The sequence below is a fragment of the Sutterella sp. KLE1602 genome (assembly GCF_001578585.1).
Taxonomy (GTDB): Bacteria; Pseudomonadota; Gammaproteobacteria; order Burkholderiales; family Burkholderiaceae_F; genus Sutterella; species Sutterella wadsworthensis_A.
Map to the genome: position 1 here is coordinate 1 of NZ_KQ968586.1, position 22,879 is coordinate 22,879.

Annotated in this window: 21 protein-coding genes; 5 read left to right on the plus strand and 16 right to left on the minus strand. The window is 63.8% G+C overall.

Annotation, left to right across the window (positions count from 1 at the left end; all coding sequences use genetic code 11):
* The first annotated feature begins 213 nt into the window (after nucleotides 1-213).
* Nucleotides 214-726 carry a TIGR00645 family protein gene (locus HMPREF3036_RS11060; protein WP_005435284.1) on the plus strand — a complete coding sequence of 171 codons (513 nt, stop codon included), beginning with the start codon at nucleotides 214-216 and terminating at the stop codon, nucleotides 724-726.
* Between the two features lie 99 nt (nucleotides 727-825).
* On the opposite strand, the gene HMPREF3036_RS11065 is transcribed toward HMPREF3036_RS11060, so the two are convergent.
* The 11 genes from HMPREF3036_RS11065 to HMPREF3036_RS11115 form a co-directional block, all read right to left on the minus strand.
* Nucleotides 826-1,719: a LysR family transcriptional regulator gene (locus tag HMPREF3036_RS11065; protein ID WP_197457988.1), complete on the minus strand. Its 894-nt coding sequence runs from the start codon at nucleotides 1,717-1,719 to the stop codon at nucleotides 826-828.
* A gap of 145 nt (nucleotides 1,720-1,864) precedes the next feature.
* A complete protein-coding gene (locus HMPREF3036_RS11070; RefSeq protein WP_062334539.1) occupies nucleotides 1,865-3,541 on the minus strand; it encodes a putative transporter in 1,677 nt (558 codons plus the stop codon).
* Between the two features lie 124 nt (nucleotides 3,542-3,665).
* A complete protein-coding gene (locus HMPREF3036_RS11075; protein WP_062334543.1) occupies nucleotides 3,666-4,226 on the minus strand; it encodes a UTRA domain-containing protein in 561 nt (186 codons plus the stop codon).
* Nucleotides 4,227-4,716: 490 nt separating this feature from the next.
* Nucleotides 4,717-6,501 (minus strand): flavocytochrome c, encoded by a 1,785-nt coding sequence (locus HMPREF3036_RS11080; RefSeq protein WP_156469829.1) that lies wholly within the window; start codon nucleotides 6,499-6,501, stop codon nucleotides 4,717-4,719.
* A 376-nt stretch (nucleotides 6,502-6,877) separates the two neighbouring features.
* Nucleotides 6,878-7,498, minus strand: a complete 621-nt coding sequence (locus tag HMPREF3036_RS11085) for a molybdopterin-dependent oxidoreductase (RefSeq protein WP_005435299.1) — start codon at nucleotides 7,496-7,498, stop codon at nucleotides 6,878-6,880.
* Nucleotides 7,476-7,721 carry a hypothetical protein gene (locus HMPREF3036_RS12015; RefSeq protein WP_156469830.1) on the minus strand — a complete coding sequence of 82 codons (246 nt, stop codon included), beginning with the start codon at nucleotides 7,719-7,721 and terminating at the stop codon, nucleotides 7,476-7,478. The genes HMPREF3036_RS11085 and HMPREF3036_RS12015 overlap by 23 nt, the downstream gene beginning before the upstream one ends.
* Before the next feature lie 84 nt (nucleotides 7,722-7,805).
* Complete coding sequence (locus tag HMPREF3036_RS11090; protein ID WP_156469831.1) at nucleotides 7,806-8,183, minus strand: hypothetical protein; 378 nt, start codon at nucleotides 8,181-8,183, stop codon at nucleotides 7,806-7,808.
* Nucleotides 8,184-8,437: 254 nt separating this feature from the next.
* Nucleotides 8,438-9,727: an amidohydrolase gene (locus HMPREF3036_RS11095; protein ID WP_005435304.1), complete on the minus strand. Its 1,290-nt coding sequence runs from the start codon at nucleotides 9,725-9,727 to the stop codon at nucleotides 8,438-8,440.
* A 149-nt stretch (nucleotides 9,728-9,876) separates the two neighbouring features.
* Nucleotides 9,877-10,350 (minus strand): hypothetical protein, encoded by a 474-nt coding sequence (locus HMPREF3036_RS11100; protein ID WP_062334548.1) that lies wholly within the window; start codon nucleotides 10,348-10,350, stop codon nucleotides 9,877-9,879.
* A 48-nt stretch (nucleotides 10,351-10,398) separates the two neighbouring features.
* Nucleotides 10,399-11,172 (minus strand): DUF3100 domain-containing protein, encoded by a 774-nt coding sequence (locus HMPREF3036_RS11105; RefSeq protein ID WP_062334550.1) that lies wholly within the window; start codon nucleotides 11,170-11,172, stop codon nucleotides 10,399-10,401.
* 686 nt (nucleotides 11,173-11,858) lie between these two features.
* The gene (locus tag HMPREF3036_RS11115) at nucleotides 11,859-12,959 is read right to left on the minus strand and encodes an amidohydrolase (RefSeq protein WP_082897472.1); all 1,101 of its coding nucleotides are present in this window, start codon (nucleotides 12,957-12,959) and stop codon (nucleotides 11,859-11,861) included.
* A 125-nt stretch (nucleotides 12,960-13,084) separates the two neighbouring features.
* Here HMPREF3036_RS11115 and HMPREF3036_RS11120 point away from each other — a divergent pair, with 125 nt between their 5' ends.
* Entirely contained in the window at nucleotides 13,085-13,381 is a 297-nt protein-coding gene (locus tag HMPREF3036_RS11120) for a helix-turn-helix domain-containing protein (RefSeq protein WP_062334555.1), read from the plus strand.
* Nucleotides 13,382-13,466: 85 nt separating this feature from the next.
* Here HMPREF3036_RS11120 and gpmI read toward each other — a convergent pair whose 3' ends face one another.
* The 4 genes from gpmI to HMPREF3036_RS11140 form a co-directional block, all read right to left on the minus strand.
* A complete protein-coding gene (gene gpmI / locus HMPREF3036_RS11125; RefSeq protein ID WP_062334557.1) occupies nucleotides 13,467-15,011 on the minus strand; it encodes a 2,3-bisphosphoglycerate-independent phosphoglycerate mutase in 1,545 nt (514 codons plus the stop codon).
* A gap of 68 nt (nucleotides 15,012-15,079) precedes the next feature.
* Nucleotides 15,080-15,271 carry a hypothetical protein gene (locus HMPREF3036_RS11130; RefSeq protein WP_062334560.1) on the minus strand — a complete coding sequence of 64 codons (192 nt, stop codon included), beginning with the start codon at nucleotides 15,269-15,271 and terminating at the stop codon, nucleotides 15,080-15,082.
* 339 nt (nucleotides 15,272-15,610) lie between these two features.
* Nucleotides 15,611-16,777 carry a porin gene (locus tag HMPREF3036_RS11135; protein WP_062334563.1) on the minus strand — a complete coding sequence of 389 codons (1,167 nt, stop codon included), beginning with the start codon at nucleotides 16,775-16,777 and terminating at the stop codon, nucleotides 15,611-15,613.
* A gap of 393 nt (nucleotides 16,778-17,170) precedes the next feature.
* Nucleotides 17,171-18,142 (minus strand): TDT family transporter, encoded by a 972-nt coding sequence (locus HMPREF3036_RS11140; protein WP_005435323.1) that lies wholly within the window; start codon nucleotides 18,140-18,142, stop codon nucleotides 17,171-17,173.
* A 289-nt stretch (nucleotides 18,143-18,431) separates the two neighbouring features.
* On the opposite strand from HMPREF3036_RS11140, the gene HMPREF3036_RS11145 reads away from it, so the two are divergent.
* From HMPREF3036_RS11145 to HMPREF3036_RS11155, 3 genes are all read left to right on the plus strand, one after another.
* On the plus strand, nucleotides 18,432-19,457 hold the full coding sequence (locus HMPREF3036_RS11145) for a hypothetical protein (RefSeq protein WP_062334566.1): 1,026 nt from the start codon (nucleotides 18,432-18,434) through the stop codon (nucleotides 19,455-19,457).
* A gap of 159 nt (nucleotides 19,458-19,616) precedes the next feature.
* Nucleotides 19,617-20,582, plus strand: coding sequence for a LysR substrate-binding domain-containing protein (locus HMPREF3036_RS11150; RefSeq protein WP_005435327.1), 966 nt, complete (start codon nucleotides 19,617-19,619; stop codon nucleotides 20,580-20,582).
* A gap of 229 nt (nucleotides 20,583-20,811) precedes the next feature.
* Nucleotides 20,812-21,996 (plus strand): metallophosphoesterase, encoded by a 1,185-nt coding sequence (locus HMPREF3036_RS11155; protein ID WP_062334569.1) that lies wholly within the window; start codon nucleotides 20,812-20,814, stop codon nucleotides 21,994-21,996.
* Nucleotides 21,997-22,230: 234 nt separating this feature from the next.
* On the opposite strand, the gene HMPREF3036_RS11725 is transcribed toward HMPREF3036_RS11155, so the two are convergent.
* Nucleotides 22,231-22,879 (minus strand): aryl-sulfate sulfotransferase (locus HMPREF3036_RS11725; protein ID WP_197457990.1); only part of this gene is annotated, 649 nt, incomplete at its 5' end.

A 22,879-nucleotide genomic window follows, 5' to 3' on the forward strand; every position in this document is an offset into this window, starting at 1 on the left:
GCAGATCCTTGCCGGCGTAGGCGTGCTTCAGAGGTCCCTGCTCCGGGAGCAGTGGACGACTGCACAGACGCCATCCTCCGTTGCCTCTTCGGCATGCAGTCATTCGGAAGGGACGCACGAAGAAGGCTGCATGTTGTAAAATCAGCGGACCTCGTGCTATCGGCTCATGTATGTCGATAGCTTTTTTCAGACTTCGTTCATACGGGACGACCCATGGAATCGCTTTTCGAAAAACTCTTTTACAGCGCGCGCTGGATTCTTGCGCCGCTCTTTCTCGGCCTTTCGCTTGCGCTTCTGGCACTTGCGCTCAAGTTCTTTCAGGAGGTCTGGCACGTGCTGCCGCACGTCTTCGAGCTCTCTGAGTCCGATCTCATCCTCTCGCTTCTCTCGATGGTCGACATGGGCCTTGTGGGCGGCCTGATCGTGATGGTCATGTACTCTTCCTACGAGAACTTCGTCTCCAGGCTCGACCTTGACGAAAAGGATTCGGAGCGCCTCGGCTGGCTCGGCAAGATGGACGCAGGCAGCCTCAAGAACAAGGTGGCGGCGAGCATCGTGGCGATCTCCTCGATCCACCTTCTGAGGATCTTCATGAACATCAGCACGATCGAGAACGACAAGCTGCTCTGGTACGTGATCGTCCATTTGACCTTCGTTCTCTCAGCTCTCGTGATGTGCTGGATCGACCTGCTGACGCGCAAGGCACACCAGCACGACGGGCACTGACGAACCCTGACGCTCGGGGATCGCATTTCAGCTCGAGGAAAACGGCCGCTTCGGATCTTCCGGACGGCCGTTTTTGTCCGTGTCCTTCCCGGCCTGCCGTCAGGCGATCGGTTCGATGCTGCAGGCCTGGAAAAAGGCGCTGCGAAGCGCGCCTTCGGCGTCCCTGCGCCAGACGGCCCAGATCTTTTGGCTGTCCGCAAGCTCGGTGGAGGCGGGCTTCATGATTTCGACGAGGTCTCCCCTGAGGATCTCCTCGCGCACCGAAAGGTAGGGAAGGAGTGCGACGCCGAGTCCCGTGCCCGCCGCGCGCTTAACGGCGCCCATGGTGTCCATCGTGACGGAGTGGCGGATGCGGATGCCTCTGGCCTCGAGGTGCGCGAGGACGTCGCGCTGCGTGCGCTGCTCGCGCTCGAGCACCCAGGTGGCGTCGGAAAGTTCGCGGGCGGTGACGTAGGCGGACATCAGCGGACTGCCGAGGCCGACCACGAAGGCGAAGCGGTCCTCGAAGCACGGAAAGCCGTCGAGGTCGGGATTCGTGGGGCGTCCGCTGATGAAGCCGACGTCGATCAGGTGGCCAGCGACCGCGTCCTCGACGACGTCGTTGTCCTCGATCATGAGGCTTGTCTCGATGGCGGGCATCCTGCGCTTCATGTGCATCAGGCGTCTCGAGAGCACGTAGATGCCGAAGCGCCTGTTGGCGCCGACGGCTAGCGTGCCCGCACGGCCTTCGCCAGCTTCTGCAAAGAGCGCCTCCACCTCGCCGGCCTTGTCGACGAGAAGCGTGGCGTAGGGCAGGAGCGTGAGTGCAGCGGGCGTGGGCGTGAGGCCCTTGCTCTCGCGAACGAAGAGGCGGGCTCCAAGAGCGCTCTCGAGCTCCTTGAGCGACTGGCTCAAGGCCGATGGCGACAGGTGCAGGCGTGCGGCGGAGGCCGAGACGCGGTGCGTCTCGTAAAGACTTCGGAAGACGGAGAGCTGTCGGAGCGTGATTCTCATGGGCTGCTGTCGGTTCGGGATGAAGACGTCGGGTGCGGACGTGCCGCAGGCATTCATCGTACACCTGAAAGGCCGCCGTCGGAGCGCTTCCGGCGGCGGCCTTCGGTTTGTCTGCGACTGGCTTTCAGTGTGACCTTCGCCTCTTTCAGAGGAACGGCCAGAGGATGACGAGGATGAGCTGCCCCATCAGGATCCTCAGGAACATGGCGAGCGGGTAGACGGTCGAGTAGGCGACGGCCGAGGAGTTGCGCTCGGAGAGCGTGCCCGCGTAGGCGAGGGCGGGGGGATCGGTGGTGGCGCCCGCCATCAGGCCCACGATGCTGTGGTAGTTGATGTGCAGGAAGCGCCTTGCGATCACGCCCACGATGAGAAGCGGGATTATGGTGATGAGGACGCCGAGCGCCATGTAGAGCGGCCCGTTGCCGTCGGTCATGGCGGCGACGAAGCCGTCGCCTGCGGCAAGGCCCACGGAGGCGAGGAAGAGACAGATGCCGGTCTCGCGCATCATCATGTTGGCTGACGGCGTCGTGAAGGTGACGAGCCGCATGGTCGGACCGAAGCGGCCGAGCAGGATGGCGACGATGAGCGGACCGCCCGCGAGGCCGAGCTTGAGCGGGACGGGCAGGCCGGGCACGGCAAACGGCACGCTGCCGACGATGACGCCGAGCAGAAGCCCGATGAAGATCGTGATGATGTTCGGATGGTCGAGCTTCTTCACTTGGTTGCCAAGCTTGGCCTCCATGCGCGCGACGGCCGTCTCGGGACCCACGCAGTAGACCTGGTCGCCCACCTGAAGGTGGAGCTTCGCGGACGGAAAGAGCGTCATGCCTGCGCGGAAGACGCGCGTAATGTTGACGCCGTCCAGACGGTTGAGTGCGAGATCCTCGATGCGCATGCCGTTGACGGATTCGCGCGTGACCATGAGCGTGCGCACGACGAGCGGAGACTTCTCCTCGGCGAGGTCGATGTCGGTGCGCTCGCGTCCGAAGAAGGCGACGATCGCCTCCTTGACGTCGGGCTGGCTCACGATGCGCAGGCAGTCGTCCATGTGCAGGACGGTCGAGCCGTTGGGACTCGAGATGCTGCTGCCCGAGAGGATTCGGGAGGCGATGAAGCCGCGGCTGATGAAGTTCCTCACCTGTTCGATCGTGCGGCCTTCGAGCGCCCGGTTGCTGACCTCGACGTGGAAGAAGACGGGTTCCTGATGGTGGGCCCGCTCTTCGGCGTCCCACGCCTTGTCCTCTTCGGCAAGCTTGATCCGGAAGATAAAGCGAATGAGGATCGCGGAGCCGATCGTGCCGATGACGCCGAGCGGATAGGCGCATGCGTAGGCGACGGCGATGTTCTCACCCGTGTACTTGAAGAGCTCGAGCGTTTCCTGAGTGGCGCCGAGACCGGGCGTGTTCGTGACGGCGCCATAGTGGACGCCGAGCATCTGCGGCAACGACAGCGTGTCCCTGAAGAGGATGTAGAGCGCGATCGTCACGGCGACGCCAAGGAGCACCTGCAGGACGGTGAGGAGGTTGAGTACCATGCCGCCGCTCTTGAAGGACGAAAAGAACGAGGGGCCCACCTGAAGGCCGATGAAGTAGATGAAGACGGTGAGCCCGAAGTCGCGCAGGAAGTAGAGCACGGCGGGATTCACGGTGAAGCCGAAGTGCCCCGCGGCAATGGCCGCGAAGAGCACGAAGGTGACGCCAAGTGAGACGCCGAAGAGCCGGATGCGCCCGAACAGCGCGCCTACGGCGATCACAAGCGAGTAAACGAGAATGATGTGAGGGACGGAGGAGACGTCCGTGAGCAGATGAGCTAGCCAGTCCATTGCAAGAAAACCCGATCGGTGAGGTTCTGTCCTGATGCCTTGGGAAAGGCGCGCATTTTACGCCAACGGAAGCGATACGAGAATCGGGTTTTCCCTTGAGCGGGGGCGCCGTCGGCTCCCGCTGCTAGATCACGACGTCGAAGGAGACGAGCGTGCGCTCGACGCGGCCGCGGTTGATGCAGTACTCGACGGGTTCCTTCGTGATGTCGTAGGAGACGCGGTCCGTGCGCAGCATCTCGAGCCCCTCGGGCAGGTCGAGGCTGCGGGCCGCATCCGCCGCCACGCGCTCGAAGCGGACCTTGCATTTCTGGCGGATGATGACAATGCCGAACTCGCGGTCGTAGAACTTGTAGAGCGTGTCGTCCTCAAGAAATCCCTTCGTGAAGCGCTCGGGCGTGAGGCCCGCAAAGCGCTCCATGAGGATGACGGGCGCCTTTCTCGGCAAACCCAGGGCATCGGCCACGAAGTCGGGCGCGGCGACGGTCGAGATCGAGACGAGCTCCTTGCGCGTGCCGCGCGGCCTGCCGTCAAGCCCCGAAATGATGTGGAAGGGATTCCTGTTGCCGGTGCTCTTGTACGTCCTCACGTACGTGTCCGAGCCCTCGCGCCTGCTGATGACGCCTTCGTCCTCGAGCCCGCCCAGGCGCGCGGACGCGTTCCATCGTGCAACCTCGTGCAAAAGCACTCCGAATTTCCATGTTGTCCATGATTCTGGCCGCCTTCGGCGTCCTTGTTGCCGCTCTGCTTCCCGTTCTCTAGAAACGCTGCGTGCCTCAGTCACTGCTCTCGGCCGAAGGCCTCTCTTCCTTCTCGTCCCGCTGAGCGGTCAGGCGACGGGCAGTCCCCGTCGCCGGCCTCCGGATCTCCGTGCCTCTCTGCGGATGATCATCTCGAAGCCTGCGCGCGCCTTCGGGCACGCCTCCAATCGCTTGGGCGCGCACAGGCCTCGAAACCCATTCTGAAAATCGTTCCCTGTGCCGGTTGCCCCGGTCTGCAGCCGGCTTTGCTGCCCCGGTCCGCTCTTGGTCCGGGGTTCTTTTTATCTTTGGTGACAGCGAAGGCGCCGTCTGCGGACGCACAAGCCGCAGACGGCGCCTTCATTTTCATCCTGCGGGCGTCTCCCTCAGACGCCTGCAGGAAATGCCGTCCTGCCTTTTATGTTGAGGCGGCTGCGCTCACTTCTGTTCGAGCGCGTACTTCGCAGCGTGTTCGCCTGCACGGCGGCCGAAGACCACGGTGTCGGCGACGGCGTTGCCGCCGAGGCGGTTGAAGCCGTGCACGCCGCCCGTCACTTCACCTGCGGCATAGAGGCCGGGCATCGGACGGGACTGGATGTCGAGGACCTCGCTTTCGGTCGTGACGGCCACGCCGCCCATCGTGTGATGGATGCCGGGCGCAACTTCGACGGCGTAGAAGGGCGCCTTCGCGACGGCGAGCGGCATGTCGGGACGCCCGAACGCGTCGTCATGGCCCTTGGCGCGGTACGCGTTGTAGTCGGCGAGCGTCTTTTCAAGGACCTTCGGATCCATGCCGGCAGCCTTGGCAAGCCCTTCGATCGTGTCGGCCTTCTTCAGCATGCCGAGGTGGTCGTAGCCGCGGACCATCTTGGCCTTGGCGTAGAGATCGGCGTCGAAGACGAGCCAGGCGTGGCGGCCGGGCTGCTTGAGGATCGCGTCGGAAGCGCGGTCGCGGGTCGTGAGTTCGTTGACGAAGCGCGCGCCCGTTTCGTTGACCATGACGGCGCCGACGCCGCGGACCGTTTCACTGATGAGAATGCGGCTTCCCTTGCCGACGGTCGGGTGGGCCTGGATCCAGTCGATGTCGGTCATGCTCGCGCCGGCTTCAAGTGCCATGCGCACGCCGTCGCCGGTGCTCGTGACGTTGTTCGAGCTCGTCATGCCCTTGAAGGTCGGACGATAGAAGGCCACCATCTCCTTGTTCTGGCCGTAGCCGCCAGCAGCGAGCACGACCGCTTTGGCGTTGACGCGGTAGAGGCCGCTGTGCTTGCCTTCGACCACGACGCCCCTGACGGTGTGGTTTTCGTCAACAATGAGCCTGACGGCGCGGGAGTTGAGGCGTGCGGGCACGCCGTCCTTCTCGGCCTGAGCGCGCAGAGTCTTGACGATGTGCGGACCGACCGTCTCGCCGCCCGTCGGGCGATGCGTGCGGTCGACGCGGGCGCCGCCCGAGCGCTTCACTTCTGAGAGGTCCGCGCCCATGCCCTCGAGCCATTCGACGCCTGCGGCACTTTCCTTCGCGAGGATTTCAACGAGGGCTCGGTCGTTCTTGCCGCGGCCGCCCTTGAGCGTGTCCTCGACATAGGCTTCGACCGTGTCGGTGATGCCTTTGGCCTTCTGTTGCTTCGTGCCGACGGCGTTGTAGCCGCCCGCGGCGAGCATGGAGTTGCCACCCGAGAAGCTGTTCTTTTCAAGAAGGAGAACGGAGGCGCCCGCACGCCTGGCGGCGATCGCGGCGTTGAAGCCCGCGCTGCCAGCGCCGATCACCACGACGTCATAGGATTCGCGCGGCTCGGCCTTCATCGCGGCCTCGATGGCCGCTTCGTCGGGGGAGACCTTCGGTGCGGCTTTGGGCGCATCGGCGAACGGCATCTTGTTCGGGAAGGTGTGGCAGTCGTTGCAGACGAGCTTCGGACGGGCGTGCGCGGTGTGGCAGCTCGTGCAGTTGATGTCGCCGAGATGCGAGTGGTGCGGATCGATCTCCGTGCCCGTCTTCCTGATGTCCTTATAGGACCCGTGGCAGGTTTGGCACTGCGCGTTGAGCGCACGCTCGTCGTCGGGGACGGACGCCGCCGTCACGGCGTTCGTGCCGTGGCACGAGGCGCAGCCGCCCATCTTCGAGTGAAAGTCCGCGAGCGTCTGGCCCGCCGCCGCTTCGCCGCCGATGAGGGCGCCGCTCAGAAGCGCGCCGATCATCAGGCCGAGTGCCTTCTTCGTCATCATGATGTCTTCTCCTTTTGAGTGTTGTTGTGACGAGAGGCGGTTCATGCCGCCTTCCGATGAATCGAGTCTAGGCGCTGGGGAGGTCAAAATCTTGATTTGCGTCAAGTCGAAAACCGAAGGCGCGGCAAAGTTCTGCAGGAGTATTAAGAAAAACTGGAAATGCTTGGGTTTTCGAGTATGTCGATTCAGGTTTTTTGCGGGGTGCGGGGCGAAGAGTGCGGTGCAGAGGTGCATGCGGGAAGAGGGCGGAATGTGAGGGCGAAAGACGAGAGAGGGCCCGCAGACGCAAGCCTGCGGACCCTCTCGGGATCCGTCGGGATCAGCCGGCCGCGGGTTCAGGACCGGGCCGGTCTCGGACGTCAGTCGTCCTCACGCACTATTTCGGGCTGCTCCCAGACGCGCATGCGCGGGAGGTTCTGCCGAGCATCATCGCGACGTCGGTGCCGGGACGCGGCGCGATCCCCTGCGCCTTGTCGCCGAAGCATTCGGCCGTGTCGGGCTTGAGCGGGTTGATCGCCACGACCTTGACGCCGCGGGCCTTAAGGGCTAGCAGGCCGCCCGCGTTCTCATGAATCGTCGTGCACCAGTCGATGTCGTTCGTGATCGTCGGATCGGCGCCCCAGAGGACGACGAGTTCGGTCTTCTCGTTGATGAGCTCCCAGGACGTCACCTGTTCGTAGACGCCGTTGGAGCCGATGACGTAGGGCAGCACCACTTGGGCGCAGCCCGTGGAGTAGTCGCCCGTATAGGTCGTGTAGCCGCCGTTGAGGTTGAGGACGCGCTGCAGGAGGTTTCGGGCGTTGCCCACGGAGCTCGTTCTCATCCAGCCGTAGGAACCGCCCCAGATGGCGCCGGGATCGTAGGTCTCGCGAACGCGCTTGAGTTCGCCCGCGACGAGCTTCGCGGCCTTTTCCCAAGAGACTCGCACGAACTGATCGGACTCGCGGCCTTCGCCGCCTGCGCGGTGGCCCTTTTCAAGCCAGCTCTTGCGAACCATCGGATGGCGGATGCGGGCGTGGTTGTAGGGCTGCTGGGCAAAGGCCTGCAGCCGGAGCGACGGCGCGAGGTCGCGCTTGAAGGGCTCTGATGCGGCCGCCCTTGAGCGTGCGCACGCCGTTCATGCCGGACGGGTGCTTGGGAGAGGCCGCATGAGCGGCGGGGATGAAGGCGGCGCCGGCAAGCGCGCCGGCTGCGCGGCAGAGATTTCGGCGATTGGTCATGTCGCTTTTTCCTTGTTCACGGTTGGTCGGAGTGTGAATGCCTGTTGTCCCGAAGGCTGTTCGGAAGCGGACGGCGGGGACGTGTTACATGGGCTTGGCGTGCGCCTGCAGCCACTTGAACATCAGTTCGTTGGCGCTCGCGCTCGAGTGGCCGGTGCGGCCGCCGCGCTTGGGCAGCTGGCCCGCCCATTCGTTGGCGGTGTGGGCGGAGGCTTTGGGCGCGCCGTGGCAGGTGGAGCAGGCGTCGGCGTGACGCACCTCGGCCTTCTTCCAGAGTCCGTCGAGATCCTGAGTGAGCCCGGCGGGGGGCACCCAGCCTTCTGCGCTCGCGGCCTGCCAGGCGTTGCCCTGAACGGACTTTTCGGCGCCCGAAAGCTTCACGGCGCCGTCCTCGTCGAAGGCGGCGTACTGGATGCGAAGGCCGGCATCGTGCAAATCACTCGCCGCGTGTGCGCTCGGCACAGTCCTCGCCTCCTCCGTGCTTTTGTAACGGTTTTGCGAGCGTTTGGAATGAGAGCGAAGTGGTATCCATCCCGTGAGTGGCGGGTGTTTGGAGGAGGGCGGGAGGGGAAGTCGGCTTGCGGGAGAGGGAAAAGTAGGGGCGTGATGGGGAGATGAGGAAAAAAGGGGACGGCGCTCTGCTGCAACGCCGTCCCGAAACCCCCGCGGCCTTTGCCGGACCGCATGGGACAGGAAATCAATGTGTGGATGAGGCCTTATCTGATGTCGTCCATGAAGGCCACGTAGGACTCTCGGTCAAGCCGGGGCTTGAAGGCCGTGCAGATTTCGTCGGCCTTCTGCGCGCCGTCTGCGAGCAGGTCGACGATCGTGAGGGCCAGGGCCTGCGGGATGCGGGTGAAGGCGGCCTCGCGGTCGCGAAGCTCGTAGTCGGCGCCGTGGAGAACGCCGTCGACGCAGCCGACCCAGGGGTGGATGACGGGCATGAGGAGCGAGACGTCGCCCATGTCGGTCGAGCCCGAGCTGTGTTCGCCGAGCGTGACCTTCTCCTTGCCGAAGAGTTCGACGGCGTTGTCACGCAAGACTTCGCGGAAGGCGTCGTCGGGGGCGAGCGGGAGGTAGCCCGGCAGGTTCCTGATCTCGCACTTCGCGCCGATGGCGTCGCCGCCCGCCCTGAGGGCGCGGTCGACGGCCTTGTTGTAGCGGGCCATGGCGTCGATGTTGGAGGCGCGCACGTAGCTTTCCATCTTGACGTAGTCGGGGATCACGTTGACGAGGTCGCCGCCCGCGTTGATGATCGGGTGGAAGCGCACGTGGTCCTGGTCGCGGAAGGTTTCGCGGATGGCGTTGACGCCCATGACGCCCATCATGGCGGCGTTGAGGGCGTTGATGCCTTCTTCAGGTGCAAAGGCGGCGTGAGCGGGACGGCCGTGGTATTCGATGAGCTTGCCGATGAAGCCGTTGCTCGAGGCGCCGAGATTGAATTCGTCGCCCGAGGCCACGTGCATCTGCATGGCCATGTCGATGTCCTCGAAGGCGCCTTCGGCGATGAGCTGCTGCTTGCCGCCGAGGTACTTGAGACGACCCTCGTCGCGCTGGGCGTTGCGCCAGTCGATCTCGACATACTCTTCGGCGGGGACCGCGAAGAGGACGACGTCGCCGTCGAGTTCGGACATGACGTCGCGCAGGCCGCAGGCCACGGCGATCATGTTGGCGATCTGGATGTTGTGGCCGCAGCAGTGGGCGGCGCCCGTGACGGGGTCGGCGTTCCTGTGGTTGCGGCAGACGATGGCGTCGAGCTCGGCGAGCATCGCGACGGTGCGCTTCGAGTTCCTGCCCTTCATGCGGGCCTTGACGCCCGTGATGCCGTGGCCGGCCGTGAATTCGATGCCGAGCCTCTCGAGCGCCTCCTGCACCTTGCGGGAGGTCTTCACCTCCTTGAAGCCGAGTTCGGGCTCGGCGAGGATGGCTTCGGAAATCGCCTCGATGTCGGCGCGGTGCGCGGCGATGGCTTCGCAGACTTTCTGCTTGATGGCGGCTTTGTCCATGATCTGTACAGGGGACCGTTTCCGGCGCCTGATGGCGGCGCCTGCGGTCCGCTCCTTTCTATATCTGGTGATTGACGGGACCGGGTGCGCCCGCCCCCGCAGGGGCGGCGGGCATTCGGTCCATTGTAAAACGATTGTCGGAACGAGGATCAGAAGATGCCCTCGAGGTGCAGCATCAGCTCGGCGAGCGCGGTGGCGCAGAGGAAGCTGCCCGAGGCGACGGCCATGGCGACGGGGACGATGCGCCAGGAGAGTCGCTTGAAGGCCTCGAGGTCCTTGCCCAGGCACAGGCCGCCGTAGGCGAGGATCGGGGTCGTCGTGGCGAGGAAGTTGATGTGCTTGGTCTGCTCGACGATCCACACGCCGCCGGGGAAGCTCGGGATCGAGACGATGACGGCGGTGAGCGAGACCCAGAAGACGACGGGGAGCTTGTTGAAGCCGGGCAGCATCTGGATCACGACGCCGAAGAAGGCGATCGCGACGATGACGAGGATGCCCACGGCGCCTTGGGCGAGGTCGCCGTTGTAGCCGAAGGTGTTGGCGACGACGGTGTAGAGGCCGGTGACGAGCAGGATGAAGATGTAGTCCTTGAGCTTTTCAAGATGGGCGGCAATGGCGTTCATGATGTACTTTCCTTGTGACGGGGGTTCGGTGCGGTGTGTTCAGGTCTCTCAGGCGGCGCGCTTGTCGCCGGTTACGAGTTCGTAGATCTTGACCGTGACGGGTAGCGAGATGAAGAGCGCGAAGTAGATGCCGAGTACCGAGGTCATCAGGTTGGCGGCGGCCGCGTAGGCGCCGACGGTTTCGGCGGCTTCGGGGTAGGCGGCGATGATCGAGCCCGTGCCGGCGGCCATCATCGAGGCCGAGCCGATGCCCGCGCCCATGGCGAGGGAGTGCGGATGGAAGATGTCGAGGCCCGCGACCACGCCCGCGAGGATCGAGATCCAGAGCGCGCCGAAGACGGTGCCGCAGATGTACATGCCCATCACGCCGCGGCCCTCGGGGCTGTCAAGGCCGTACTTCTCGCCGATGATGGCGACGTTGGGCTCGCGGTCGATCGAGTAGCACGCGCCGATGGCCTCGCGCTTCATGCCGAGGAGCAACGCGACGGGCAGGCCGAAGATCAGCGTGCCGAAGAAGTGGCCGAACTCCTGCATGATCAGGGCCCAGCCGGAATTGAGGAGCATCTCGAGGTTCGGCCCGATGCCCAGGCCGATCTTCGTCAGGAGGACCAGCATGGCGATCGGCATGAACTTCGCGGCGCGGTCCATTTCGGAGAACTTCAGGATCCCGAACTTCGGGAAGGAGAGGATGCCGCCCAGCACCAGCGCGTAGAGCAGCGGCAGCAGCACGACGAGGCCGAAGCGGTGCATGCCGATCGATTCGGCCACGATCACGACGATGAGGGCCAGCAGATGAAGCTTCCAGTTCTTGATGAGATCCATGTTGAGTCTCCTAGTTTTTCCTGTGGGGCGAAAGGCCCCGTCCATGGGTGCGGACGGTCTTCCGGCGGGGTTTTCCGGCTCTTTTGACGGATTTCGGGTGCAATGGGGCCTTGAGCCTTCAGTGCGCCGAAATGCAAAATCGGCCGGTCGGATTGTCAAAGGGGGTGTTGGGGAAGGGGCGGCGGACGTTCACGGCCGGGGAGGCCGCAACGGCGCCTGATATCGCACGCGCGGGCTTAGAGGGAGCCGCGCGTGGATGTAGAGGAGGATGTGGAGGAGGAGGCAGAGGTGACGGACGTGAGCGCAAGCATGGCTTCAATCTCGTTCAATGGCTGCCTTGCGAGGGCCAGCGCCTCAATTCTGCATTCCGGCATTTTCCTGCTCCAGTGGTGTTCTTCAATGCCCGCCGCATTTGTCTGCAGGGGCGTAACAGGAAATACCCTAGCAGACCTGAAACAGATGTTCTCAAATTCGAACATGGAGTTTGACGAAAGTCAAAGCTTTATGGGCGGAAGTACTTGGATTTCATGTGATTGCGCCCGGGTGCCTGCACCCGATCGGGGTCTCAATCCCGTGCTTTGAAGATGGCTCGTGCGGCGGGCGTTTTGGCGCTGCTTAAGAAATGAAGGCGGGGCCGTCCGTGTGGAGGAGGGCCCCGCGGGGGAGCAATGCGGCTTTGTGATGCGTCAGCCGACGTGCTTGAGGGCGGCTGCGGTGAGGACCCTGACGCCCATGTCGAGCTGGGTTTCGTCGAAGGTCATGTTGCGGGCGTGGAGGCCGGGCGTGCAGCCTGCGCCCACGCCGAAGTAGGCGGCGCGGATGTGCGGGCGTTCCTTCTTGAAGAAGTGGAAGTCCTCGCCGCCACCGCCGCAGTCGCGGGCGAGGCATTCGTCGCCGAGGACCTCGCGGATCGTGCCGGCGAGTTCGGCGACGAGGTCCTCGTCGTAGACGGCGGCCGGGATGACGACGCCGGGGAGGATGACTTCGGCGGTTGCGCCGTAGGCAGCGGCGGTGCCCGCGGCGGCCATGCGGACCTTCTCGAGGAGTTCGTCCATCAGTTCGTTCGTCTGGGCGCGGATGTCGAGCTTGAGGGTTGCGGTGTCGGGGATGATGTTGACGGCAGCGGCGCAGGCCTGGATGCTCGTCACCTTGCAGGACCACACCTTGGCGGGGTCGCCCTCGATGGCGGCGACGGCCTGCGTGACGGCGGCGGCCACTTCGGCGCAGTTGACGCCGAGGTGCGGGCGCGAGGCGTGGGCCGTGCGGCCGTGGATTACGATGTCGGCGAAGGTGCTCGAGGTGTGGCGCACGGCGGCGGCGCAGGTGCCCGTCGGGATGTCCTGGATCGGACGCACGTGGCAGCCGAGTGCGATGTCGACGTCGTCGACGGCGCCCGACTTCAGGACCTCGAGCGCGCCGTGGAGCGTCTCCTCGCCCGGCTGGAAGAGGATCTTGAGGGTGCCGCGGCGCACGCGGCCCGCGAGCTCGGAGGCGGCGGCGAGCACCATCGCGCAGTGGCTGTCGTGGCCGCAGGCGTGGACGGCCTCGATCGAGCCGTCATCGTTCCTGAAGGGCAGGGCGTCCATGTCGGCGCGAAGCATCAGGACGGGGCCGGGCTCGGCGCCCCTGATGACGCCCATGACGCCCGTTTTCCCGACGCCGCGCGTGACGGCGTAGCCAAGCTTTTCGAGGGCCTCGGCAAGGTAGGCGGAGGTCTTTTCTTCTTCAAAACCGAGTTCGGGCGTCTTGTGCAGGTCGCGCCAGATCTCGACGACGTTGAGTGCCATGCTGGTCTCCAATGTGAAGCATATGGGTCGGTTGAATGATCTCTCAATAATACCGCGCCCGGCGCAGGGCCGAAGCCTGAGGTTTTCCTTCACGCCTGTAGCCGGATGGCGTCCGATGACCGAAAATGGAGTTCGCCTCCTTTGAGAAGGCCGAGTGGATGATGGAGGACTGGGCTGCGTTTGCGGGCATGAGCGTGCGCACGCTCAGCCGCCAGGTGCAGGCCGAGACGGGACTCACCTTCCGCAACTGGCGCCTGCAGCACGTGCTCCTCGTCTCCCTCGGACAGCTCGCGCGCGAGACGAGCGTTGAGGAGGCGGCGCTCACGGCGGGCTACCAGAACACCTCGGCCTTCATCTCGGCCTTCAGACAGGTCTTCGGGATGACGCCCGGCGAATACAGGCGCACGCTCCAGGGCGCCTGAAGCGAAGCCGATGCATGAATGACAACGAGCCCCTGCAGGCGGACTGCAGAGGCTCGTTGTCTTGATGAAGCGGATCGGTGCGGGATCAGCGCATCGTCACGAGGACGCGGCCCGTCATTTCGGGCGGGATCGGCAGGCCCATGAGCGTGAGCACGGTCGGGGCGACGTCGGCGAGGACGCCGTTTTCAACACGCTCGACGCGGTCGGAGACGACGAGGATGGGAACCGGGTTGAGCGAGTGGGCCGTGTTGGGCGAGCCGTCGGCGTTGACGGCGTTGTCGGCGTTGCCGTGGTCGGCGATCTGAACGACCTCGTAGCCGTGGTCGCGCGCGGCGTCGATGACGGCGCCTGCGCAGGCGTCGACGGTGACGACGGCCTTTTCAATCGCGTCGTAGACGCCCGTGTGGCCCACCATGTCGCCGTTGGCGAAGTTGAGGCAGATGAAGTCGTACTGCTCGGTGGCAATGGCCTCGACGAGCTTTTCGGTGACCTCGGGGGCGCTCATCTGGGGCTGCAGGTCGTAGGTCGCGACCGAGGGACTCGGCACGAGGATGCGGTCCTCGCCTTCATACGGGGCTTCGCGGCCGCCGTTGAGGAAGAACGTGACGTGGGCGTACTTTTCGGTCTCGGCGATGCGCAGCTGCCTGAGGCCCTGGGCGGAGACCCATTCACCGATCGTGTTGACGACGTTCTCCTTCGGGAAGAGGACGTGCAGGCCCTTGTAGGTCGGGTCGTAGGGCGTCATCGTGCAGAAGTAGAGCGGCAAGGGCTCCATTTCGAAATCGGGTCTGGCCTCCTGCGTGAGCACGGTCGTGAGCTCCTTGGCGCGGTCGTTGCGGAAGTTCACGAAGACGACGGCGTCGTGCGGGCGGATGCGGCCCACGGCAACGCCGTGAGCGTCCGTGAGGTACTGCGGCTCGAGGAACTCGTCGGTGATGCCCTGGCGGTAGGAGACGCGCACGGCGTCGGGCATGTCGGAGACGGGATTGCCCACGCCCTTGACGAGCAGGTCGTAGGCGCGGCGCACGCGCTCCCAGCGCTTGTCGCGGTCCATGGCCCAGTAGCGGCCCACGAGGCTCACGAGTTCGCCCGCAGTGTCGGGCTTCGCCATTTCGGCGAGCATGTCCTTCACGAAGCCTTCGCCGCTCTTGGGATCGGTGTCGCGGCCGTCAAGGAAGCCGTGTACGTAGACCTTTTCGAGGCCCGCGGCCTTCGCAAGGCGCAGGAACGCGTACATGTGGCTGTTGAGGCTGTGCACGCCGCCGTCGGAGAGAAGACCCATGACGTGCAGGGCGCAGCCCTTTTCGCGGCAGTAGTCGATGAGGGCCTTCACCTCGGGATTGTCGCCGATCGAGCCGTCGGCGACCGCGCGGTTGATCTTGACGAGATCCTGGTAGAGGACGCGGCCGGCGCCGATGTTGAGGTGGCCCACTTCGGAGTTGCCCATCTGGCCGTCGGGCAGGCCCACGTTTTCGCCGTCGGTGCGCAGTTCGGCGTGCGGATATTTCGCCGCAAACTCGCCGAGGCGCTGCGGCCTGACGCTGCCGATCACGTCGGCCCTGTCGCCGCGGCCGATGCCCCAGCCATCGAGAATCATGAGCAAAACCTTCTTTCGTGCACAGGTCGTCATCGCCTTGTCTCCTTCTTCCTGATCCTGAATCCCTGTCGTTGGTGTCTGTTGGGAGAGCCCTGCGGGGCTTACTCCTCGTCCTGCGGGTCGCGGACCTCGACCGGCGTTTCGCTCAGCGCCTGTTCGACCTCGCGGTTGAGCACGGACTCGACGAACTCGCTCACGGACTGGCCGCGGTTGGCGGCGGCATGAATCAGATTGTCATAAAGGGACGAATCGATGGCCACTTCAAGGGTGACGTAGTTGGTGTCTTCTGCCATTAGAATTCTCTCTCGAATAGTTGGAGGGGCGGACGTGGGATCGGGGCTCCGTGCTGCGCTTTCCCTTCGGGGGGCGCGGCGGGCGCCGTCTCCGCCTTCCTGATCAATCGGATGATTATCACGGATCGGCTCCCCATCGTCAATACCGCGGGCACTTGAAGTGCCCCTCGGGCGCGGTTTTGAGGGGCTCGGGACGGTCTTTCGGGAGCGGAGACGGACGGAGCGGGGGAGGGACCCGCACAAAGGAAAGCCCCCCGCGGAAGGATCCGCGGGGGGCTTGGGTTCAGGTCCGATTCAGCGGTCGGAAGACCGCTTCATCAGCCGGTGACGCGTTTCAGATTAGAAAGCGTGCGTCAGACCCGTGTAGACTTCACCGACCTTCTGTTCGATATCGTCATTGCCAGCGCTGGTGGCGTCGATCGTGGCCTTGTAGAAGCCGGCGCCGAGGTAGACGGACGTGCGCTTGCTCAGGCGGTATTCGTACTTCGTGGCGAGCCCCATGTAGTCGAAGTCGCGTTCTTCAACGTTGGCCTTGGACGTTTCGCCCGTGCCGTCAACGTAGTAGGCGCCGACCGTCAGGTCGCCGTTGCTGATCGGAACGATCGTGCCGATGTGGAGGCCGTAGCCCTTGGCGCCTTCGTTGTAGGCTGCGTCAGCGACATCCAGAAGGGTATCGTCTTCGTTAACATCATAGTCATCGAGCATGCCGAGAGCGGTGACGCTGCTGAGCTTGATGCCCTTGAAGTACTGGCCCATCACGAAGGTCTTGGCGAAGCCGCAGTCGTAGTTGCCGCCGAGGTAGACGATGTGGCCGTCTTTTTCGCGACCATTGTCGCCGACGGAATCATAGTTCTGGAATTCGTAGGCGAGAACCGTGTTCAGGGCGCCGAAGTTGCCCGTCAGGCCGGCGGAAGCGTAGCGGTTGACGGCGGAGGAGCCTTCGCGGCCTTCAGCGCCGCTGGCTTCCTTGAAGGAGTACTGGACCGTGGCCTGCATGCCGGCGAACTTCGGGGTCTGGTACGTGACCATGTTGTCGTAGCGGTCGGACTTGGCAAGGCCGAGGACGTTGGGGGAGCCGCCGTCGAAGGCGTCGCCGTAGCCGTAGACGAGGTCGAAGCCGGCGCCGGAACCGATGCCGCCGACGCGGCCCATGGTGAGCGTACCGAAGTCGGAGGAGACGGCGACGGTGGCCTGACGGTCAAAGAGCTTGCCTTCGGTCTTGAATTCGCCGGAGTCGGACTTGAAGCCGTTTTCGAGCTGGAAGCTCACCTTCATGCCGTTGCCGAGGTCTTCAGAACCCTTGATGCCGAAGCGGGAGGCGGAGTTCAGACCGTTTTCCATGGAGAACGTGTCGGTATCGGTCACGGTCTGGTTGCCTTCGGTAACTTCATTGGTCTTGAACTGGAGGCCCGTGTCAACCTTGCCGTACATCGTAACGTCGGCGGCCTGAACGGAGAAAGCGGTAGCGCCGAGAACGGCGACAGCGATAAGAGACTTCTTGAACATAATCTGGTCATCCAAACAAAAGGGAAAATTTGGGAGTCACTGCTTTTCGCGTGGCTAGGGAGGATTCTGGGACAAGAGGGGGCGATTCGCAAGAAGCTCCCCTTCCGGACGACCTTCATATTTAGTGCATCGGCCTGCGGGACAGGGTATCCGGCCGGAATGCGGTGATAACCCCTATACTGTTGCGCAAACGCAACAAACGGGCGAAATCGCCCATGGTGCCTGCGTTTGGAGTAGGTCGTCATCCATGCGCGACATTATGAGAACGGCATCGCCGTTTCCCGAATGTCGTGCGCGGGACGAGATGAAGAGAACAATGAAAAACGGCGCCCTGCCGGATGAAGCGGGACGCCGTTTGGTTCAAGGTTTGTGCGGGGCGTGATGCCTGGAGACTCAGGCTGCGGCGGGGAGCTTCGGGAGCATGCCGCGGAGGTTCTTCGCGTAGAGGGCCGCCACATAGAGGATCACCACGGCGGCGACCGTCACTTCGACGTGGGCGAGGAAGCGGATCTGGTGCGCGTAGTGAAGGGCGCCGGGGAAGCCCGCCACGAGGTTCGAGAGCTTGTAGAGCGCCGTCGCGCCGATGGCCATCGGGAAGGTGAAGGCCGCGTAGCCCGGCGAGAACTGAAGCCTCAGGAGGCGCCAGAAGGCGAAGTAGATCACGACCGTCATGAGGATCGCGATGCCGAAGAGGAGCGCGACGAGGAGAAGCGACGGATCCTTCTCGACCGTGAGATAGCCTGCAAGCAGCAGGCTCGCGGGCGCGGCCAGAATCGCGATCGTGGGCTTGGCGCCGTTGGGGACTTCGGGGAGGAAGAAGAGGCGGTAGATCATCAGCGGCAGGAGCACGGCATAGGCCGCGGCGCCCATCCAGAAGAGGATCTTCGCGAAGGGAAGCAGCACGGCCACCTCGGGGAAGGTCACGTCGGCCACCACGATGCCGATGGGCGGCACGAACCAGGAGGGCACCATGAGTTCGAGCCTAGGTTCCTGCAGGCGGTTCACGACGAAGATGCCGAGCGCCGCCAGATGAAGGAGCACCGCCGCGCACCAGAGCACGACGCCCGCTTCGGGCATCCAGTGGCCCGCGGTCTTCGAGACCACCATCAGGCACATCGCGAACGTCGGGACGATGCTGCCCACGACGGGATGCTTCAGGTCGGCCCAGAGCGTGTCGTGGTGCGCCGTGAAGCGAAGCACCAGAAAGCCGATCATGACGAGGCCGATCACGGCACCCGTCGTCTGGCCCCAGCCCGCGAGCGGCAGGGCGTTCTCGAGGCACCAGCCCAGACTCGCAATGCCGAGCGCGAGACCGGCGAGCGGCGTGGGCAGGCCGCGAACCTTGTAGTGAAGCTTTTTGAACATGGGAATTCTCAAGAAAAGGGCGGGATTACCCTTGGTTTGCGGGGCTATTTTGGCAGAAAATTCGTTCGGAGGCGTCGTTTTTTTCAGAACCGATCGTTCGGAAAATGCGACCGACCTAACTTCAATCGTTCGGCTTTACCGAAAGTCTGGACATCCTGCGTCCTCACGACTTTTTGCAGGTCTTCCGCAGGGGGAGGCCTTTTTCGGCTTCTTCGAATAGAATGTACCTTCTATAAAACATTCAATATTAAGGATAGGGCCTGCCCGTGGCAGCGCCCGCAACTGCGCGATGGACATGGAAGACAAGGAGACGGCCCCGGGAACGGTGCTTCTGGCGGTGGACGTTGCAAGGCGTCAGGCGGAATTGAGGCGAAGGAGCGTCATCATGACGGAGGATCCCGTCGAAGCGGCCGAGTGGCTGCGAACCTACAGGCATCCGATGACTGAGCTCATCTCGATCGGGCCCTGGGCGTCGTACAGCGCCTTCAATCAAGGTGCCGGCGTCGACCTGCCGAGGCTTCTGCTCTCGGACCGCGTGCGCTCGGCCTGTGCGGTCGAGGTGGCGGGGCTCGACTACGCGGCGCAGCAGGCGAAGTACCTTTTTGCATTTGAGGACGCCGCCGAGTGGATTGAGGCCAATGTTGAGACGCGCGTGATGAGCGTCGTCGTGCCGCTTTCGATTTTTGCGACCGACCCGGACGCCCTGAGGGCCGAATTTGAGGAGGAGAAGCGCCTGAGGTTTACGAACGTGAAGACGAAGGAAGGCGCCGCGAAGCCCCGCCGCATTCTCGCCCGCTGGAACGTCGTGAAGAACCTCGCGAAGGAGGCCCGCGAGGCGATCGGCAACTGGTCCTCGGACTATGCGGCCGAGAAGGTTCGTCAGCAGGTGGCCTGGCCCGTGCCGCCCTCGATGGAGGTTGATTTTCCAGGATGCGTATTCGCCCGCTACCGCACTTCGGCCGAGATCGAGCCCACGCGCCAGCGCACGCACAACACGATCCTCTTCACGGGCATGGCGGTTCACCGCGAGATCGGGCGCAACAGGCCGTACTGCAGGCGGCACTTCACGCCGGGACTGCTTCTGGGCGGCCCTCGAAACTGGCCCGACTACGAGATCGGACTGGTCGACGTGATGAGCATTCCGAGGGCGGCCGCACTTCTAGGAGAGAGCTTCATCAGGCACGCCGCCTGGCGTCTTTCGCCCGAGGACGTCGTCTGGTGCGGAGACCCTTCGGTCCTGCACGACGTGAAGCTCAGCTCCGACATGCGGATTCTGCTCGGTCTTTCGAGGGAGAGGCGCAGGCCCGTCGTCTGAGCCCGGCGTGTGATTCCCTCGCGGGTTTACCCGCTTGGGGCTTCGGATCACGGAGCGCGCGTGCCATAATCATCGTTTGAGAATGCCGGCTTTCAGACGGTCCCTCGTTCGACGGAGCCGGACCGTCATTCCCGCCAACCTTCCCACGAGGACCCAGTCATGCAGATTACGCTTCGCCAGATGCAGGTCTTTCTTGCAGTCGCCCGCACCGAGAACCTGTCGGTTGCGGCGCAGGATCTTGCGATGAGCAAGAGCGCGGTGAGCCAGGCCCTGACGGAGCTTGAGGGGCGCCTCGGCGTCACGCTCTTCGAGCGCACCCGCGGCCGACTCCTTCTTTCGGCCGAAGGCAGACGCCTCAAGCCCGCCGCCGACGAGCTCATGGAGCGCACCGACGACATCGAGTCGCTCTTTTCGGGTCGCACGACGGGCCAGCTCAGGCTTGCCTGTACGTTCACGATCGGCTCCTTCATGCTCTCGGACCTGATGCGCGACTTTCAGGCGCACGCGGGCTGGATGCCCGAAATGCGCATCGCCAACACCGCCGAGGTGGCCGAATCGCTCCTCAACTTCTCGACCGACATCTCGATCGTCGAGGGCCCCGTCACAAATCCGCACCTCATCACCGAGCCGTGGATTTCCGACGAAATGGTCGTGGTGGCGCCCAAGGGCCACCGTCTCACACAGGGCGTCGCGACCTGGGAGCAACTCTCTCGCGAGCGCTGGATTCTTCGAGAGGAGGGCTCGAGCACCCGAATCTTCTTCGACGCCCAGATCGGCCTTCACCTCTCCGAGCACAACATCATCGCGAACGTCAACAGCTTCGAGGCGATCGTCGGCATGATCATCAACGGCATGGGCCTCACCTTCATCTCCGAGCGCATCCTCCACGATCCGTTCTTCGGCCCGCACCTCAGGCGTGTCAAGTGTCCCGAGACCTTCACAAGGCAGCTCTCCTTCTGCATGCACAAGCAGAAGTACCGCTCCTCCGACCTCCAGGCTTTCCTCGCCTTCTGCCGCCTTTGGGGCGAACAACTTCTCGAACGCGAGCACAGCCGCAGGCTCGAGGAGGAACAGGCGGCCATGGTCTTCACAAGTCCCTCCCGATTCAGCGGCGAGGTTGCCTAGTTTCCTGACCTGCAGCCCTGCTGCATCCGGTCTTCCTTCCTCAGCCATTCTCTTGGGAAGGCAAAGCCGTCCGCAGATGAGGACATTGCGCAAGAATTCGACGCCTTGCAGCACCAGTATTCCTGCGCCTCCGTGTACAATGCCTGCCGCTTCACGTTCGGACGGGTCTCCTTCAGGCTTTCCGCAGAAGTCTCCCAAACCACCAGACCACAAGACCGATTCCATTTCCATGCACGTCACCGTCTATCTCATCTGCGCGCTCGTCACGGCACTGATGGCCGCCTACGGCATCTGGCGCACGATCCGCATCGCCCATCTCGGCACGACCTCGAAGCTTGCCGTCACGGCCTTCTTTGCGCTTGCGGGCGCCTCGCACTTCGCCTTTCTCGACATGACGGACCTCTTCGAGCGCGCCTTCATCGTCGATACGCTGCCCGTCACGGGCCTCTTCGTGAGCTTTGCCTACTGGTTCTTCCTGCTGGCGCTCGCGCGCGACGTGATCGGCGGCGTGCGCGGACTCGTGCGCAGGAAGATGGGGCTTCCCGTCGAGAAGCGCGACCTCTTCACGATCGTCTCGACGTGCTTCGTGGCCGTCTTCGGCATCTTCTTCGGCATCACCTCGACCTGGAACGCGCTCTCCGAGCCTACGGTCGAGCCGATGACCGTGGCCGTCAGGAACCTTCCGCCCGAGCTCGAGGGCTTCAAGGTCGCCCAGATCACGGACCTGCACGCCTCGAACCTCTTCCCCGCCGCCCGCACCGAAGCCGTGGTGAAGGCCGTCAATGAGGCCAAGCCCGACCTCGTCCTCATCACGGGCGACTTCTCCGACGGTCCGCTCGACAGGGAGGCTGCCGTTCTTCAGCGCGACGCGGACCTCGCGCCTCTTTCCGGCCTCAAGGCCGCCTACGGCATCTTCGGCGTGACGGGCAACCATGAGTACATCCGTCCCGAGCGCGAGAAGCTCCTTGAGATCATCAGGCGCCATGGCGTCGTGATCCTCGAGAACGAGGCCGTCTCCATCGCCGTCAAGGGCCGCCGCGTGACGGTGGCGGGCGTGGACGACCTCGCGGCCGAGCGCACGGGCGCAGGCCGTCACGACCTTGCGGGTACGCTCTCCAATCTCGCCGACGACGACCTCCGCATCCTGATGGACCATCAGCCCCGCACGGCTCCCGAGGCTGCGAACCCTGCCTGGAAGGTGGATCTGCAGCTTTCGGGTCACACCCACGGCGGCCACACGGGTCCCGTCGCGATTCTCGCCTCGCTTGCCAACAACGGCTTCGTCAAGGGCTTTTACGAGCTGGGCGGCATGAAGCTCTACGTCTCCCAGGGCGCGGGCTTCTGGGCGGGCTTCCCCGTGAGAAGCGGCACCTTCAACGAAATCCCGCTCATCACGTTCACGCGCGCCAACTGATCGAGCAGCTTTTCGAGCATTCCCGGCATGAAAAAGCCTCCCGACTTCGGGAGGCTTTTTTATTCCGCAGGAGCAGACGACGAGCTTGACGCAGCGGCCGCAGAAGGCGCACGGTGAACGAATGCATCCGAAGCGAGCGTTTGGATGAAGCCGGGGATCTGAAGAAACGAAGCGGGCGAAGCATTGCTGCTTCGCCCGCTCGCTCAGGACTGAAGAATCAACTTTGAGAAGTCATCAGTTCTTCGTGAAGGCCTTTTCGACGCTGATCGGGAAGGCCTGGTAGCCGAACGTGTCCTTGAGTTCGATGTCGACGACCGGCTTGGTTTCGCCCCAACGGTATTCGGCGATGTGCGGCATGACGCGGCCGAGGGTGTTGGTGCGCTTTTCAGGCGTGGCGCCGAGGCCGGCGGTGGACCAGTACACCATCATGGTGTCCTTGTCTTCCATGTACTTCGTCAGGCCGGTGACCGGGCAGAAGAACGGATAGCCGAGGTCCTTGCCCACTTCCCAGATCTGTTCGACCGTCATCTTCTTCTGGTCGATCTTGTACACCACGGCGCGGGAGTACTTCATCGTCGGCAGGGCCGGCTGTTCCATGCCGCGGCCGTCACCGTTGTCAAAGACGGAGAGGTAGATGACGTTCTTGTCGGACTTGCTGTCGATGCGCCAGGCGGTGTGCTGCGTCCAGGACCAGTCGAAGTCGCCTTCGCATTTGGAACCTTCGCACTTGATCTTGTTGCCCTTGGCGTCGACCGGGGTGAGGACCTTTTCAGCCCAGCCCTTCTTCCAGCCTTCCGGCGAAGCGAGGATCCACTTGATCTTCTTGTCGCGGCCGATCTTGACGATGCCCTGATGGCGCGAGGAGATGATGATGGAGTCGTCG